17 protein-coding genes are annotated in these 16,672 nt (G+C 42.0%); 8 read left to right on the forward strand and 9 right to left on the reverse strand.

What is annotated here, in order from left to right:
• Positions 1-201: 201 nt before the first annotated feature.
• Positions 202-1,512: an ABC transporter substrate-binding protein gene (locus ACTWP7_RS11765; RefSeq protein WP_443123343.1), complete on the reverse strand. Its 1,311-nt coding sequence runs from the start codon at positions 1,510-1,512 to the stop codon at positions 202-204.
• A gap of 558 nt (positions 1,513-2,070) precedes the next feature.
• On the opposite strand from ACTWP7_RS11765, the gene ACTWP7_RS11770 reads away from it, so the two are divergent.
• Positions 2,071-2,496 carry an Hsp20/alpha crystallin family protein gene (locus ACTWP7_RS11770; RefSeq protein ID WP_443123344.1) on the forward strand — a complete coding sequence of 142 codons (426 nt, stop codon included), beginning with the start codon at positions 2,071-2,073 and terminating at the stop codon, positions 2,494-2,496.
• Here the strand turns inward: ACTWP7_RS11770 and ACTWP7_RS11775 are convergent.
• Positions 2,493-2,957: a hypothetical protein gene (locus ACTWP7_RS11775; RefSeq protein ID WP_443123345.1), complete on the reverse strand. Its 465-nt coding sequence runs from the start codon at positions 2,955-2,957 to the stop codon at positions 2,493-2,495. The genes ACTWP7_RS11770 and ACTWP7_RS11775 overlap by 4 nt on opposite strands.
• Positions 2,958-3,001: 44 nt before the next feature.
• On the opposite strand from ACTWP7_RS11775, the gene ACTWP7_RS11780 reads away from it, so the two are divergent.
• Genes ACTWP7_RS11780 through ACTWP7_RS11790 form a run of 3 tightly spaced genes read left to right on the forward strand, consistent with a single transcriptional unit; the run spans position 3,002 to position 3,826 of the window.
• Complete coding sequence (locus ACTWP7_RS11780) at positions 3,002-3,202, forward strand: hypothetical protein (protein ID WP_443123346.1); 201 nt, start codon at positions 3,002-3,004, stop codon at positions 3,200-3,202.
• 5 nt (positions 3,203-3,207) lie between these two features.
• On the forward strand, positions 3,208-3,528 hold the full coding sequence (locus tag ACTWP7_RS11785; protein WP_443123347.1) for a hypothetical protein: 321 nt from the start codon (positions 3,208-3,210) through the stop codon (positions 3,526-3,528).
• Position 3,529: 1 nt separating this feature from the next.
• Entirely contained in the window at positions 3,530-3,826 is a 297-nt protein-coding gene (locus ACTWP7_RS11790; protein ID WP_014644789.1) for a hypothetical protein, read from the forward strand.
• On the opposite strand, the gene ACTWP7_RS11795 is transcribed toward ACTWP7_RS11790, so the two are convergent.
• Together ACTWP7_RS11795 and ACTWP7_RS11800 are read right to left on the reverse strand one after the other, a co-directional pair.
• Entirely contained in the window at positions 3,811-4,059 is a 249-nt protein-coding gene (locus tag ACTWP7_RS11795) for a hypothetical protein (RefSeq protein ID WP_014644790.1), read from the reverse strand. The two genes, ACTWP7_RS11790 and ACTWP7_RS11795, sit on opposite strands and share 16 nt — an antisense overlap.
• A 12-nt stretch (positions 4,060-4,071) precedes the next feature.
• Complete coding sequence (locus ACTWP7_RS11800; protein ID WP_014644791.1) at positions 4,072-4,317, reverse strand: hypothetical protein; 246 nt, start codon at positions 4,315-4,317, stop codon at positions 4,072-4,074.
• A gap of 567 nt (positions 4,318-4,884) precedes the next feature.
• On the opposite strand from ACTWP7_RS11800, the gene ACTWP7_RS11805 reads away from it, so the two are divergent.
• On the forward strand, positions 4,885-5,634 hold the full coding sequence (locus tag ACTWP7_RS11805) for a sugar phosphate isomerase/epimerase family protein (protein ID WP_443123348.1): 750 nt from the start codon (positions 4,885-4,887) through the stop codon (positions 5,632-5,634).
• Positions 5,635-5,717: 83 nt separating this feature from the next.
• On the opposite strand, the gene ACTWP7_RS11810 is transcribed toward ACTWP7_RS11805, so the two are convergent.
• Positions 5,718-6,047 carry a helix-turn-helix domain-containing protein gene (locus ACTWP7_RS11810; protein ID WP_224893925.1) on the reverse strand — a complete coding sequence of 110 codons (330 nt, stop codon included), beginning with the start codon at positions 6,045-6,047 and terminating at the stop codon, positions 5,718-5,720.
• Positions 6,048-6,336: 289 nt separating this feature from the next.
• On the opposite strand from ACTWP7_RS11810, the gene ACTWP7_RS11815 reads away from it, so the two are divergent.
• The 3 genes from ACTWP7_RS11815 to ACTWP7_RS11825 all read left to right on the forward strand — a co-directional run bounded on the left by ACTWP7_RS11815 (position 6,337) and on the right by ACTWP7_RS11825 (position 9,222).
• Positions 6,337-7,056 (forward strand): CBS domain-containing protein, encoded by a 720-nt coding sequence (locus ACTWP7_RS11815; protein ID WP_443123349.1) that lies wholly within the window; start codon positions 6,337-6,339, stop codon positions 7,054-7,056.
• A complete protein-coding gene (locus ACTWP7_RS11820; RefSeq protein ID WP_443123350.1) occupies positions 7,049-8,773 on the forward strand; it encodes an ABC transporter ATP-binding protein in 1,725 nt (574 codons plus the stop codon). Before ACTWP7_RS11815 ends, ACTWP7_RS11820 begins: the two co-directional genes overlap by 8 nt.
• Positions 8,774-8,865: 92 nt before the next feature.
• On the forward strand, positions 8,866-9,222 hold the full coding sequence (locus ACTWP7_RS11825; protein ID WP_443123351.1) for a PilZ domain-containing protein: 357 nt from the start codon (positions 8,866-8,868) through the stop codon (positions 9,220-9,222).
• Between the two features lie 122 nt (positions 9,223-9,344).
• Here the strand turns inward: ACTWP7_RS11825 and ACTWP7_RS11830 are convergent, their stop codons facing one another.
• The 4 genes from ACTWP7_RS11830 to ACTWP7_RS11845 all read right to left on the reverse strand — a co-directional run bounded on the left by ACTWP7_RS11830 (position 9,345) and on the right by ACTWP7_RS11845 (position 16,386).
• On the reverse strand, positions 9,345-10,331 hold the full coding sequence (locus ACTWP7_RS11830) for a sortase domain-containing protein (protein ID WP_443123352.1): 987 nt from the start codon (positions 10,329-10,331) through the stop codon (positions 9,345-9,347).
• 106 nt (positions 10,332-10,437) lie between these two features.
• The gene (locus ACTWP7_RS11835; protein ID WP_443123353.1) at positions 10,438-11,781 is read right to left on the reverse strand and encodes a copper amine oxidase; all 1,344 of its coding nucleotides are present in this window, start codon (positions 11,779-11,781) and stop codon (positions 10,438-10,440) included.
• Between the two features lie 188 nt (positions 11,782-11,969).
• Positions 11,970-15,056, reverse strand: a complete 3,087-nt coding sequence (locus ACTWP7_RS11840) for an efflux RND transporter permease subunit (RefSeq protein WP_443123354.1) — start codon at positions 15,054-15,056, stop codon at positions 11,970-11,972.
• Positions 15,043-16,386, reverse strand: coding sequence for an efflux RND transporter periplasmic adaptor subunit (locus ACTWP7_RS11845; protein WP_443123355.1), 1,344 nt, complete (start codon positions 16,384-16,386; stop codon positions 15,043-15,045). Before ACTWP7_RS11845 ends, ACTWP7_RS11840 begins: the two co-directional genes overlap by 14 nt.
• Positions 16,387-16,672 lie beyond the last annotated feature (286 nt).

Raw genomic sequence — 16,672 nt, forward strand, 5'->3', positions numbered from 1 at the left:
TAAACCTCCTCCAATACTTTACACGTGCACTTTTATGTAAAAAGTCCGTGGTTTATCGATATGATATCGATTTCATAATCTGATAAAATAAACATCTCTCCTATTAGACTACCTATACGTCTAAATATCCTAATAGAGGAGATATTTATATGTTCCGGCAGGATCGTATAGAAGCGATCCTGCCGGCTGTTTAGTTAAAGACTACTGACGCGCATCTTCCCAGGCTTTCGTTGCCTGTTGTTCAACTTCTTCCCAGGTAATGTCACCTGCGATATATTCCTGCATAGCTACACCAAGAGCATCTTCTGTCCAAGCTGTTGGAGCACCAAGGAAGACCCAGCCCAGTGTATTTCCTTCTTTTGCATAGTTATAGATTTCCTGAGAAATTGGATCTGCAATTTCCTGATCTTCATAACCTTCATATGCCGGGATAAACTTGAATTCTTCTGTTACGAACTTCTTACCTGTTTCAGAAGTGTACATCCAGTCTAAGAAATCTTTACTTGCCTGCACGACTTCCTCTTCAGACTCTTTATTTACTACCCAGTAGTTAGGAACGCCAACTGGAATGCTTCCTTCATATCCTTCTACAGGAATCGGAAGAAGTCCAACGTTGTTTTGAGCGAACTCTTCATCCATGGAGGCAATGGTGTTATACACCCAGTTCCCCTGTTGAATCATTGCTACATTCCCAAGTGAGAAATGCTCCTCAACCTGTTGAGAATAGTCAAGGCTTAAGGTTGGTTGAATAGAATTATCATTTTGCAAGTCTGTGAATTGCTTCATTTGGTCACCCATAGCGAATTCCACCGTCTCAGCTTCATAAGCTTCCATCACATCATGATTGAACTCATCTGCAAGATAAGCATTAGCCAAGTGGTTACCCATTACCCATTTCTCTTTGGCAGGGAAGGCAAACGGAGCTTTAATACCCAGCTCGTCCTTTTTACTGTTAAGTGTTTCAACAGCAGCTTCTAAATCATCCATCGTTTTAATTTCATCTGGATTGATTCCTGCTTCTTCAAAAACTTTCTTGTTATAGAGAAGGCCATAACCTTCCTGGTTGAATGGAAGCCCAAGCACCTGGTCATCCCGCTTAACACTAGTAAGCGTTCCTTCAAGAGCAGCGCCCGCTGCTTCTGTATCAGATAAATCAGCTAAGTATTTCTCATATTCGTCCACGCTTGTCGGACCGCCGACGTTGAAAATGTCTGGTTCCTCTCCTGAAGAGAAGGACGTTTTCAGGGAAGCACCATAGTCATTTCCACCGCCCACTGTTTTCACATTAATATTTACATCAGGATTTTCTTCTTCATACATGGAAACCAGTTCTTCAAACTGATCTTTAAATTCAACTTTAAATTGGAAAACATCCACCGTTACCGCGTCTCCAGAAGCTTCCTCCCCTGAATCTCCACCGCTGTCGCCTGAAGAGAAAGAGCAGCCTGTTAATGCGATACTAGAAGCTAGAAGTGCAGTAGCAATACCCGAGTAAAATTTTTTACCTTTCATTTTTCCACCCCTATTTTTCTGAATTATTGAATCCGCTTTCAATACGTGACAAAAAAATATTCGACCTTGCCACACCCTAACTACGAGAATCATGCATACGTTTGCACAATTGTTACTTAAAAAAACTCATCTACCAGATTAAAATTCCCTAATTCAGTGAGTTTTCTTACCAATGAGCAATTTTGTGAATACGTTTGCACAAAATTCAATAACTCTTAAGTTAAGTAAATAGTAACATGGTCATTTTATAAAAACAACAAGTAATTTTTAAAAAATTCTCGAAATTGGAAGCGATACCAACGTGGATTTGACAAGCTCTAATGTGACTTAAACGAAAAAGAGGTTATGAACCTTGCATTCTAAGAGTCTTAAAACCGCTTTTTGATAAAAGAGGTTTATGGCCAGGCTTAGTAACGAGCTCAGTCGAAAAATAATTTAGATCAATGAGATCGTCTATCTCTTGAATACTTATTTATCTAAAGACTAAAACCATTGTAAATGATTCTAGCATCATGATTTCAGGGTAGTTCTCATAAACTAAAACAGCGGGGTGAGCTTATGAATAATAAGAACGCAAAATTAAACTGGAATGCTTTTTCTGAAAATGTTGAGAAAGTTCTGGGTGAAGATTTTTGGAACGATATGCATCATGTCATTCCGAAGAGAGGGCCTTCTTATGATTATTATGAGACAGAGAAAGAAGGCGTTATTATTGTAGATCTCCCCGGTTATCATTCCAATGATCCACTTCACTTGTCCCAGGAAGGGACTCAACTAATTATTAAGGGACAAATCTCCTATCCGTACCCGGTTCCTGAAGAAAAATTACTACACAGTGAAAGATTGAAGGGTGAATTCAAGCGAATCATTCCCGTCCATTTTCATTTCACGTATGAAGACGTACAAACGTCCTACAAGGACGGGGTTGTGCTTATCAAAATTACAAAGAACACTTCGGCAAATGAAATAGAAATCCAGTTTTAATAAAAAACGTGGATTTCTTTTTCATAATCCTCTCTCTTTTTATGGAGACGTACTTCAATCATCCCATCGCTGTATTGAGCAGATATATTTCGACGGCTGGGCTGTCCGGGCAAAGGAATCGTTTTTTTCCCCTCCCCGATGCCTTCCACATATAATTTACAGTTACCAAGAGTAAGACGCAGTGCATCCATATTTGTTTCTTTGGGCAGTCGAATTTGAACAATATAATAAAGCATTAACTCAACCACTTCATAATCAAAACCTGCGTGTTCCTTGGGATCAGAGGTGGGATGAGGAGAATCAAACATATGCTGGGTTGGTTTAAGGGCATCTTCAATCGATTGCTGCACATATTTATTGATGTTTGCCATATCAAACATTGAATTTGAAAAAGGGAGTCCAGGCTTGCCGTCCTTTTGATCACGGTCCGATTGATTGAACCACTTCATAAACTCTTTCATGCTTACAAAATCCTTTCATACCTTAATGACAGGAGGTGGATACTATGACTCGTATATCTTTTCATAACCTCACCATTGATCAAGTCTCCAACTCTTCAGGAATTTATTCTGGCACGAATGTTCAGTCCAGATTCTCCGCTTATCACCAGAAAAATGAAGGCAGCGGAATGATTATAGGAAACAAAAATGTCCTGCAGCAGAACAGACATCTGATTATTAAAAAGCCAAATCCTCAGGGAGAGTAGCTGTCATGTTTTTTGGCAGAAGAAACAAACCATCTCAAGATACCGAACACCTCTACAAAGAGATTTTAAAACTTCAGAAAGCCATATTGGAAAATCAGGGTAAAACTATAGAGTACCATTTTCATTTTGATAAAGTTGATATCCACGACCCTAAACTGGAGCAATTAAGTTTCCAACTGGAGCATTTAGATATCGAAGATTTAAGTGGAGCTCTGAATCTGGGAAATAACTTTGGCGTTCATGTGAAACCATCTTACAAAGAAAAACCTAAATTGGAAAAAACAAGAGATGGCTTAAAATTTACATTCAAAGAAAAGGAGGAGTAACTTGAACTTTCTTTCTCCTAATTTCTTCATTCGCAATATTCATATTGGAACAGTAGAAGACGCTTCGTGTGTCAATCTTGGAAATAATGCGCCCAGCGGGTTCGAAAGCCACAAAAAACATAACCAGGGATTTGGCAATGTATATGGTGACGGGAATTCTCTCAAAGGCTTGCGTTCGATCTTAAGTGATTCAGCGATTCTTGATATGATGGTGAACAGTAAAGATCAAGAAGTACCTGAATGGATTCAAACGATGGTAAAGAACGAGATGGAAAAGGATATTCACGCGTCCTCATAGCCTTTTCCATGGGAATTCTTTATCGTTTCTTTTTTAATAGGCATATCTACCATATCTTCATCATGGATTACATTGATATTCTGGTGCACCACGTTACCGTTTCCAACAATAGTACCTAAAGCAGAATTTTCTTTTTTATGAGCAGACCAGTTGTTTTGACTATTAGGCCCCACAAAAATTCCAGAACTCATTTTAATCTGATTAACGTTAATGCAATCGAATTGTATCTCCATCGAACCAGCCCCTTAGTATTGAACGTTAGGCTGCGGGTTGTTAACAGTCGGGTTGTTAAGCGGCAGATCTACAAAATCATTATCGAATACTGTATTCACGTTGTTGGTCGCAATCATGAACCCTACAGGGACGCCGGCAGCATTATTGTTTTTTCCCTGCCAGGTCCAGTCGGGCTGATTGTTCTGCCCAGTGGAAATGGTCGAGTTATCATTAAGTGCATTAACAGCAATCTGGTTAAATACTACGGAAACAGGCATTTATTTCACCTCACCTCATTGTTAAAATATCCTATTCCAGGCCGCAGGGGAACGTGTCAGTCACCCAGGTGTTTGATTACCCCCAGCGGCTCCTTTCTCTCCTTTCCACCTATCCTCTTCCATAAGATCATAGCAATCTATACACAATTGGATATGGACTTTCCAATCGTCTTCCGGTATGACCAGGTCATCCTCACTTACTTCCCTTTGACAATTCCAGCAGATTTTATTTCTTCGATTTATGTCGCGGAGGAACTCGTCGAATCTTCCCATGTGTTTCTCCCCTTTTCCATGTTTTGATATCTTAAGTGTTGTTATTTTTTATAAAGATTTTTCGCCGTATAGTCGCATACTCGACTGTGGAGTATGTTACGGGTGGATCTCAATAATCAAAGTATAAGATACTGCTTACTCTTCTACTAATGAGGAAGTTATTATCTTTAAAAGGAATTGAACACTGGTTATTCAATTTTTTATAAACAAATACCGAATTTTTAAAGGGGTTTTTCTCTCAAATATCTAATGTTGTATAAAGGGGGATAATTATTTAGAAATGGGGATTTACAAATGAAAACAATACCAGTTGCCGCACAAATGTACACACTAAGAGAAGAAGCTCAAAAAGACTTTGCCAGTACAGTCAGAAAAGTAGCCGATTTAGGATTTGATGCTGTAGAGTTTGCCGGGTTCGGCGGATTATCAGCCTGGGAAATTAAAAGTTTACTTGAAGAAACAGGATTACAGGCGGCTTCCTGCCATGTTCCGCTGGAAGATTTAAAAAATAACCTGGAACAAATCATTAACGACCAGAAAACAATCGGAAGCTCTTATATCGTCTGTCCTTACATAGATGAACGTGAGGAAGAAGATTATCAGCAGTTAATTCCTCTTTTAGATCGTCTGGGTGAACAGTGCCGTCAGGAAGGGATCACGTTGTGTTACCACAACCACGATTTTGAGTTGAAGAAGCTGTCGGATGGCCGTACAGCTCTTGAGACCATCTTAGATGATACTCAAAATGAGAACTTAAAAGCGGAATTTGATATCTATTGGCTAAAAAAAGCAGGGGAACAGCCGGATCAATGGCTGAAACGATATCAGGGCAGAAGTCCTCTTTTACACTTGAAGGATATGACGGTGGATGACGAATCATTTTTTGCAGAGCTCGGTACGGGTGGTGTAGACCTGGATGCTGTATTCCAGGCAGGTGAGGAAGCAGGAGTACAGTGGTGGATTATTGAGCAGGATGAGAGCCGCCGTTCTCCTTTAGAGAGCCTCGCGATCAGTATGGATTATATTAAGCAGAAATTTAAATAAAAATAAGGCGCAGGCTTTAAAAAAGTCTGCGCCTTTTCTCGGTATGTAAAAAAGCCTGGGTTCACTTGTTGAACCAGGCCTGATTATTTACTTTGATGGATCTTCCATTTATTAAATTCCAAATATTCGCGAAATTGGTCTTTAGACACTCCTGAGTTCATTGCTTCCTGAACGAGTTCCAGCCAGTCATCATCCAGCGTTTCATCTTTTGCATCTGATTCTCCATGAAGAAGAAAATTAATAGAGACATCCAATTCTTTTGATATTTTTTCTAAGAATTGAATCGATGGATTGGTCTGGATATTACGTTCAATGGAGCTCAGGTACGACTTTGCAACCCCAGCTCTCTCAGCTAATTCAGACAGCGACATATGACGGGCTTTGCGAATTTGTTTGATGCGTTCACCGATCATATTTTCACCTACTTTCTTACCTAGTATGAGTATAGCATATTTTATGAGTACGTTCTATTTAAAGCACAAAAATCAGTAAGTAGACCTATTCTTGAACATTATAACTCATTCTTCTGTATCTTATAACATAATAGTTATCCAAAATGCCTATGTAATCCATTCCTATTATATTCATCGGCTAAGAAGTCATTTATTTAAGCTTTTTATTCCGAAAGATCCTTGGTTTGAGGTGTGAGACTTTGTTCAATCAGATATAATAAAGATAAATAAAAAATAACAGGTGATTGCTATGAACGATCTTGTTGAACGTTTCGAGGTAGCCTTTAACCAAATCCATCAGCACCTTAAGGAGTTTAATGGGTATCCGAAAAATGATAACTTCGTTGAATTATTACAGCGAAGCAAATTGAAGCACAGTGTGATCCGTGTCCACTTTGATCTTTTAAAACAATATGCAAAACTTCGAAATGCACTTGTCCACGAGAGGATACGTGATGATTATTATATTGCCACCCCTCATTTGGAAGTAGTCGAGAGCTTGGAGCATATTAAACAAACGCTTGATCAACCTCCTGAAGCGCTTGAATTTGCTACTCAACCGGTCATCTTCTTTAAAGAAACCAGCTTATTAACTGAAATTATGAATGCTTTTGATACACAAGCGGTTTCACAATTTCCAATTTATAGCCGAGACAATGACTTCCTTGGTTTACTAACGAATGATGGAATCGTTCGCTGGATTGCCCGGTCAGTGGACAACAACGTTGTAAATTTGGCGGATGTTACGGCTAAGGATGTTCTACAAGACGGATTAAACCCTAGTATAGAATTTTTATCCTCTCACGGAACGGTGTATGAATTAGAGGAACGATTTGAAAGAAGTCTGGAAGAGGAACGTAAATTAAAAGCTGTGATTCTCACTGAATCTGGTAAAGCTAATGACGCTCCTTTAGGAATCGTAACCACCTGGGATTTAATCAAGGTGGATCGGAGGAATGAGGATGAGTGAAGAAAAAACGACGGTTCGCGACTTCTTCAGGTTTATTAAGGGTGGGATTCCTTCTAAATGGATTCTTACCCTCGCCATTGTTCTCAGTCTTTTTGAAACAGCCGCAAGCCTGGTTGTTCCATTATTCACCAGGAATTTAGTTGACGGGCTGTCTACAGGTTCTTTGAGCACCGGACTTATTACCTTCCTTATCATAACCTTTGTGATCCAAACAGTTTCCAGCGGCTTTTCATATTACTTGCTTGCCTATATTGGAGAACACATCGTTTCATACATAAGAAGACAGTTGTGGGAAAGGGTTCTTCATCTGCCGGTAGCTTATTTTGATGAGCATGAATCCGGTGAAACAATGAGCAGGATCACGCAGGATACTAATACTGTTAAAAATTTAATTACCAATCATCTGGTTACTTTTTTTACAGGGATTATCTCCATTATTGGGGCTGTGGTCATTTTGTTAACTATTGATTGGAGAATGACGGTCATCATGCTTGCCGCGGTTCCCCTTTCTTTTCTTATCATTCTTCCACTGGGGCGCATGATGTACCGTGTATCTAAAAAAATGCAGGATGAAATGGCCGACTTCAGTGCAAATCTGGGTCGAGTTCTAAGTGAAATCAGACTTGTAAAATCTTCTAATGCTGAAGACGCAGAAGAGGATAAGGGGCGGGGAGGAATTAACCGTCTTTTTACTTACGGATTGAAGGAAGCACGAATTCAGTCCGTCATTTCTCCATTTATGACGACAATTATTATGGTCGTCCTCGTCATACTTATAGGATATGGAGGTGTCCGTGTCGCTTCTGGTGAGCTGAGTGCGGGCTCTCTTGTAGCCATTATTATCTATATGTTTCAAATTATTGTTCCCTTCAGCCAGATGGCTACATTCATGACAGCTTTTCAAAAGGCTATGGGGGCTACGGAGCGAATTCAGGCTCTTTTAAAAACGCCCGCTGAAATGAATACGCAGCATGGTACATTTAAAATGAAACCTCTTCAGTTCCATCACGTTTCCTTCTCCTATGCTGAAAACCAGATGGTTTTATATGATTTGAATTTTACAGTTCAACCCGGGGAAACCGTCGCTCTTGTTGGTCCGAGCGGGGCCGGAAAGACTACTGTATTTTCTTTAATCGAACGTTTCTATGCCCCTGTCTCAGGTGAAATAAGAATGGGTGAGACGCCCATCGAATCGATTAACCTTGCTGTGTGGCGGCAGTCCATTGGTTACGTTTCACAGGAAAGCCCTATTATGGCAGGGTCTATCCGTGACAATGTGTGCTATGGTCTTGACCGGAGCGTAACACATTCAGAAATTGAACATGCCCTGCACCAGGCTAATGCTTATGAATTCGTCCAAGCCTTACCCGAACAGTTAGAAACTATGGTCGGTGAACGTGGAATCAAACTCTCTGGAGGTCAAAAGCAGCGTATAGCCATTGCTCGAGCCTTACTGCGCAATCCTGCTATCCTGCTATTGGATGAAGCGACATCGAACCTTGACTCAGAATCCGAAGCTGCTGTGCAGACCGCTCTAAAGGCTCTTATGAAAGGCCGCACTACATTTATCATTGCGCACCGGTTGTCTACAGTGGTTGAAGCGGATCACATGCTTGTATTTGAAAAAGGGCAGGTAACTGGGCAAGGGACTCACAAAGAACTTTATGATCAAAATATTCTTTACCGGCAGCTTGTTGATCAACAGGTCATTTCTTAGGAAGATCTGGCGTTTATTGAATATTATTGTTGTAGCATAACTTAATGAAGTATATCATTAGATTAACTACACTTAAGTAAAGGGGTTTGGTTATGGCAGATGAACGAAGAATTGAACCATTCCGCTACTCATTTAATGAACCGCTGCCAGGGTTTTATAATAAAAAATTAAGCCCGAATATCTCCGGACCGCTGCAAGTGAAAGACATCAGCTTGAATGGCCTGCGCTTCTCTTGTGATGAAAACCCGGATCTTTCCATGAAAGATGAGGTTCTTCTTTCTTTTATTTATCATAAAGAAACGTACTCAGCAGAAGGCCGGATTATCTGGATCAGCTCGGATAATGGTACGATGACTTGCGGGGTTAATGTATTTATGTTCCCTGAATCTCTCCGCAATGAAATTTACCGATTGGGCGAGTCCCTGAACAAAAATAAAAACTTCATTTAATTTAAAGCCTCCCACACGGGGAGGCTTTTTTTGGATATAAACATACCACCTCAGGTCATCCAATATTGGATGACCTGAGGTGGTAAATATTGGTTATGGGTGTCGGGTGATGGAAGCTTGTGTTATTTTGATGAAGCCGTTTGGGATGGTTCTGATTCATTTCCTTCTAAATCAACCGTGGTTACATAATACTTATATTGAGAAGCTTCGGAATCTGCATACGCTTTTCTCTCATGAGCCGAGATACTGGCAACTTTCTCAAATTCATCTCCATCTCTACTCCTGTATACTCTATAGCCCGCTACATAATCTTTACGAACGGCGTACCATGTAACAAGGCTGCCGTTAACTTCGATATTCGTAGGAGCTTTAATATCCGACTTTTCCTTTTCAGTCTCTTTCAGGGTGGAATAAACGACCAGACGATCCTGGTGACCTCCTTGATCCCTCACAAACTCTCCCGTACAAGTGATAAGGTTCAGCCTCTTTTCATCAGTGGGGCCAAAAATCCGTCCGATAGGGGACTCTTTCTCTGGATAACTTTCCAATTTCTGAACGACGTATGTTTTCTTTTCGCCGTTTTGATCGGTGACTGTAATTTCATTACCTTTTTCAAGCTTATCCAAGTCATAGAAAACCGCAGGACCTGTACGACTGTCCACGTGCCCGGCAATAACTGAATTCCCTGTATTACCAGGTTCCGTACCAGGTTCAAACCACCCCGCTTTATCCGGATCTTCAGGCACGCCCATTTGTCCATTATCAAGGACGCCAACCGATTCAATGTCAGAATTAACATCAATAGCAGGGATTTGAATATTGGCAGGAACAATTCCGGTTTCTTTCTGCTTTTCTTCTTTGACCACTTCCGATGAATTCATATCTTTATTTTTATTAATTACGGTAAACTCTCCGCCAGCCACTTTTTCCTTGAGCTTTTCCTCAGGAGGTGTGATATCTGAGGCTTCGACTTCTGGTGTTTCAATTTTTTCTACTTGAGTTTCCGACTCCGAACTGGTCAGATTCGCCCATACATTCGTTTCATACCCAACCATGAGAAGGGCTACTATTCCTACGATTGTAAAGTAAATCTTCCACTTCATCTCCATAACCCATCACCTTTTTCGTTTATTGGTTATCCATTTTTTAAAACAACTAAGAAGAGAGGAATAGCCTCTCTTCTTAGTCTAACGAACCGAAACTTGCGAAGCGAATTTATTGATTGGATTTCTTTCTGTAAAGCAATCCGCCAGATAGAAGAGCAAGAATTCCAAATGCTGCCCAGGCCCATACAGATAATGAACCTGCTTTACTCATGCCACCCATTCCTGTATCAGGCATTTCTTCAGGCATTTGATCGTTACCGAACTGATCTGGCATTTGTTTAGCTATCGCATCTCCAAGCGTTTCACCGATACCAAACATAAAGCCATAGCCTTCACGGAAGCTGTTATAAGCAGCTTCATAATCTTCCGCTGCATAGTGATCGAACGTTTCAAGTACATCTTCTTCATGTGTCCATACCGCTTCCGTTGCGGCTTCTTGAGGAAGGTTGCCTTCCGTTGCTGAAGCTAAGAAAGCACCGAAATCTTCTGCAAACATTTTCAAGCTTTCTTCTGCATCCATACGAGCTTCTTCATTGTTTTCCAAAGCTGCTGTTACAATATCAGATTGAGCTGTGATATGATCCTGCTGCCATACTTTCTCAAATTGCTCTGCCCCTTGTTCTCCATAAAGAGAGTCGATTGTTGCCGCAAACTCTTTTGTATGTTCATTTTCTGCCCAGGTTACAAAATCATAATCTGGAGCCTGGTTGAATCCTTTTTGCATTTCAAGGGTAGCCAATGCAAAGTGCTCAGATGCGAGCGCATTTAAGTTAGAACGAAGATCTGCTGCCTTAGAATCTGCTGCAGTCTGCTCAAATTTGTCTGGCATTTGGGTTGTAATGGCCGTTGACAGGGCTTTACTAATATCAAACATGCGATGGAACCCATCGCGGAATGATTGGTAGGCCTTCTGGTATTCTTCATTTACATAGTGGTCAAAAACGTTTATTACGTCCTCTTCGTGAGCAGTCAGTACTTTTTTTGCTGCTTCTTCAGACAGATTTCCCTCTGTTGCTTTTGATAAAAATGCTCCAAATTCATTCACAAATTCTTCTACTTCTTGTTCAGCCGCTTCGCGGGCTTCCGGGTCATCATTCTTTGCCGCTTTCACAAACTCGTCGGAGTAATCATTATGACCTCTGAATATGTCCTCAAACTGCGACGCTGCTTCTTCCCCGTAGACAGAAGCGATAGCCGGTGTCATATCCTGTGCATTTTGATCCAGCTTATTCCAAACCTGATCGGCGTCTTCAGCGTCCTCATAGGATTTCATCATAAATGTAGTAGCCAGAACAAAGTGTTCAGATAACAATTTGTCCAAGTCTGCTCTTAAATCCGCGGCGGGAGTTTTAACTGTCGCCATCGTGTCCCCGTGGTTATCAGCCAATGCTGCGGATGGCGCTAACAGCAGGATCGCCATCATCACGACAAAAATTTTCTTGAATGTTTTCATGTTCTCATCTCTCCTTTTAATTTTTTATTTTCTCTCATTGATTGGTTTGCCTTTTCACATAGCTATCGTCTAGTAAAATGAATTGGATCACTTTTTAATAGAATTTTTTTAAAGATTTTTTTTGAAAATAAAAACCACCTCAGGTCATCCAAATTATGGATGACCTGAGGTGGCAATAAATAGGAGCCTTATTCTGTTGTTTCTTTGGTTTTGTTTTTACGAAACTTTCCGGTGATCTTATTGGATAAATCGTCAAAGTACGTATAAACCACTGGAATTAAAACAAGTGTAAAGAAACTGGATACCGTTAAACCGAAAATAATTGTAACGGCAAGCGGCTGCTGAGCTTCTGCACCGCGGCCGATCCCTATAGCCAGCGGCACCATTCCTAGGACCGTGGTCAGCGTGGTCATGAGGATAGGGCGCAGGCGATTCGGTCCAGCTTCAAGGATCGCTTCGTAACGATCGTAAGACTTCCTTCGCAGGATATTAATGTAGTCAACCAGGACAATGGCGTTGTTGACTACAATACCTGCGAGCATGATAATACCTACAAATGCTGGCAGACTGAACGGTAAATTCGTAATAAACAGCCCGCCGGTTATACCGATTAGCGTTGCAGGTAATGAGAACATAATGATAAATGGAAACAAGAAGTTTTCAAACTGAATGGCCATCACGGCGTAGACCAGGAAGAGGGAGAAGATTAACGCTAAGGAGAGATCCCCAAAGGCTTCCTGCATATCCTGCGCCTGCCCTCCAATTTCGAAGGAATAGCCATCTGGCATATTCAAACTCTCCAATTCAGCGCGAACATCTTCTGTCACGCTTCCGAGGTCCCGGCCTGTCACTTCCGATTCAACATTGACTTGCGGCTGCTGGTCCTGGCGAAGCAGTGTAACAGGACCCTGGACTTGTTCAAGATCAGCAATAGATGCCAGCGGAACAAGTCCTCCATTAGGTGTTTGTACCGTCATTCCTTCCAAATCAGAAATCGTCTGTCTCTCATCTTCCGGTAAAATCAACCGCACATCAAGTTCGTCGCCACCCTGGCGATATCGGGTAGCAATTTGGCCGTTAAACGCAAGCTGAGTCTGGCCAATCACTTGCTGATAAGAAAGACCATACTGCGCAGCTTTTTCACGGTTAACATTTATCCGCATTTCCGGACGCCCTTCCTCCGTAGAAGAAGTGGCATTACTCACCCCATCGACTTGATTCATAACATAAGAAACTTGATTGGCTAACTCGGACAGTACTTCAAAATCATCACCGTTCAGCTGTACTTGGAGCGGGGCCCCTGTGCCCAGTCCTGCATTCAATTCACTTACTTGAACTTCAGCACCAGCCAGGCCGCTCAGCGATTCATCCAGCTGTTCCATTACTCGCTGTGTGGTCCTTTCCCGTTCATCGGGATCCACCAGTTGTATCGTGTAAGAAGCCTGGTCAGAAGAGCCATTTCCAACGCTCCCCATGCCCCCTCCACCAACAGATAAGTAGCTCACGTCAATAACGTCTCCGAACTCTTCTATTCGTGAATCAATTTGGTTTGTAAACTCTTCTGTATCTTCAATCGACGTACCGGCCGGCATTTCCACACTCACTTCAATTTGACCCTGATCAGAAGGAGGTATAAATTCCGTCCCAATGAGAGGAACTAAGGCCGCACTTCCTGCTATTAGAGCCACAGTAATGGCTATGGTTGTCTTTCTAAACTTTAATACCCTTCGCAGTAAAGAGCGATATTTATCATTTACTTTATCAAGGAAGCGATCAAACCAGTAACGCCGTCCACTCTCCTTCAATGATTTCGTCAGCAATTTCGAGGAGAGCATCGGGATTAAGGTGACTGATACAGCCAGCGATGCAATTAAGGCAAACATAATAGTCAACGCTAAAGGTGTAAACAATTCGGAAGCAATTCCCTCAACAAATATAATAGGCAGAAATACGACAAGCGTTGTAGTAGCTGAAGCCACTACTGCTGGAGCCAGTTCAGAAGCTCCCTCTTTCGCAGCTTCCACCATCGAGTAACCCCGCTGCCGGTAGCTGACGATATTTTCTAGTATGACGATGGAACTATCCACCATCATCCCTATTCCTAAAGCAAGTCCCCCCATCGTTAATACATTCAATGTTTCCCCTGTAAAATACATAAGGGTAAACGTTGAAATAATCGCAATCGGAATCGAGATACCAATTACAAGAGTGGCCCTGATACTTTTCAGGAACAGTAGTAAAACAAGAATAGAGAAAATCCCTCCGAGAATAATGTTCAGCACAACACTATTAATTGAAATCTTAATAAATTCAGAAGTGTCCAGCACAATCTCAGAACTCACATTTTCCGGAAGGTCCGCACTTCCTTCATTCAATGCTTCTCGGACGTTATCAGCCGCTTCTACGGTATTCGCATCGGTTTTCTTCAGAACGGAAAGTACAACTGAAGAAGAACCATTTACTTTTGCGACTGAATTAGAATTGGTTAGCTTTTCTTCCACCTCAGCTATTTGATCCAAGGTTACCTGCGCACCGGATGGCGATTGTAAAATCGTACTGCGCACATCTTCAATTGACTCAAACTCACCATCAATTCTAATTTGCAAATCTTTTTGTCCTTTATCTACAGCACCTGCAGAGGCCGACTGATTGGAAGCATTCAACGTTTGAACAATGGTTTGGGAATCAAGTCCATACTGAGCCATCTGAGCACGATCTACTAATACTTGTACTTCTCGTACCTTGCCGCCTTCAATACTTACAGACGCCACACCTTCCTGTCTTTCCAGGAAAGGGACAAGCCGGTTCTCAGCCACTTGCTGTAATTCTTCCGGATCATCACCTGATAAGCCAACCGTCATGATTGGGAGCTGCTGGGGATCAAAGCGCAGAACACTAGGTTCTCCCGCTCCATCTGGAAGAGCAGCCCGGGCCTGGTCTACATTTTCCCTCACCTGAAGCAAGGTACTGTCCAGATCTACTCCCGTATTAAATTGCAAAAGAACGAGTGAAGCCCCAGCCTGCGATTGGGACTGGAGCACTTCAAGACCTTCAATCGAACTTACGGAGGATTCAACGGGCCGGCTGACCAGCTCCTCTACCTCTTGCGGCGCTGCTCCTTCATAGGAAGTGGAAACTACGGCAATGGGCAAGTCAATTTCCGGATAGAGATCAATCGTCAAGCTTCGTAATGAAACAAATCCTAAAGCAAGAATAGCCGCGACAATCATGATAACCCCAACGGGGCGTTTGACAGACAGATTAACTAGCTTCACTCTGTTCGTCCTCCTCCATGATCGTCACTTTCCTGCCATCTGTCAGCGTCAATTGACCCGTAGTAATCACTTGAGCATCTTCTGGAAGTTCAGCATTTATGGCTGTACGTTCGGTTTGAGCTTCTATGACTTCAACATTTACACGTACAGCCTTCCCATCCACTACGTGGTAAATATAAGATTCGTTACCTTCTTCCATTACGGCATCCGTTGGTACAACCAAACTGTTTTCCACTACCGTTTCAGGAAGTAAAAAAGTCGCCATCATGCCTGGTTTGATACTCTCTTCGTCATTTTCAACTGCTGCTTCAACAGGGTAAAGACCCGTATCGTCAGGAATAGAAGAAACGGATTCCACAGTAGAAGTTATTTTCTCATCCAACGTACTAATTTCTACTTCCAGTTCATCTCCATTATTAAATAGAGAAAGCTGCTCAGCTGTAATCGATGCTGTTACCGTCATAGGGTTTAGCCCCACAATGGTAGCAAAGGGCTGCTGATTCGTTACGAGTGCGCCTTCAGTTGCTTCAAGGGAAGCAATCTCACCGGTAGCCGGGGCTTTAATAATTTTGTTCGAGGTTTGATCCTGCGTTTGGTTCAGTTGGACGTTCGCCTGCTCCACCTGCAGTTCAGCCTGATCGACAGCAATCCTCGCTTGTTCCAGTTGCTGACGAGCCTGATCCACCTGTGCTTCAGCTTGAGCTACACCTGAAGATTGCTGTGACCCTCCCTGCAGCTGCTTAAGCTGAGCCTGGGCCTGATCCGCACGGCTTTGAGCCTGCTGATAGAGAACCTCAGGAATGATTCCTTCTTCAAAAAGTGATTTCGTCTGATCAGCAAGCCCCTGGGCTTGCTCATATTGCTGCTTAGCCATCTCTTTCGCCTGCTCATTTTGATTTTCCTGGGCATCTTCGGCCTCTTCAGCTACTTCCAGCTGATCCTGCGCACTCTCAAGGCCACTTTCCGCCTGCTCTTTAGAAATCTGCGCATTTTCGAGCTGTTTTTCTGCTTGGCGTACTGCGATTTGCTGGAGTTCAACCTGGCTTTCACCATCTCCAGGATCTACTACACCGATTTGCTGTCCTTCTTCAATCTGATCTCCCTTGGAAACGTTCAGCGTAACCAACTCTCCTGGCGTTTCAGAAATAACGGGAGTCGTATCAGAGGTTGTGGTTCGTCCAATTATTTCGCGATTTATGACAAAATCCTCTGTCTGAACTTGTTCAACTTCTACCGGTGTTTCTCTTTCCACTGTTTCTTCTTCCGTGTCGTCGTTTGAACAGGCGGCCAGAAAAATTATTAGAAATATCAGCACGGCTATTCTTTTCATCTAAGACTTCCTCTCCTTCTATATCTAAGCAGCTCATTTAACAAACCATAAAACTAGTGTACGAGGGCGATTATGTAACCTTTTCATTTCCGTAGTGTCTCCTCTAGGACAACTTCCATTCCTTCACTAACGTTCCATTTCATTCTGACCAAGTAGTCATAATTATGAATAATGTTACTAAAGTACGGATTGTAATGCAACTTGTACAAAACACTCTAAAATGACAATATTGTGTCACTTTTTCTGGAAATGAGATTAAGTTGTGAATTTAAAAAAAGTACTCATA

The organism is Halobacillus sp. B29 (assembly GCF_052246755.1).
Classification (GTDB): domain Bacteria; phylum Bacillota; class Bacilli; order Bacillales; family Halobacillaceae; genus Halobacillus; species Halobacillus halophilus.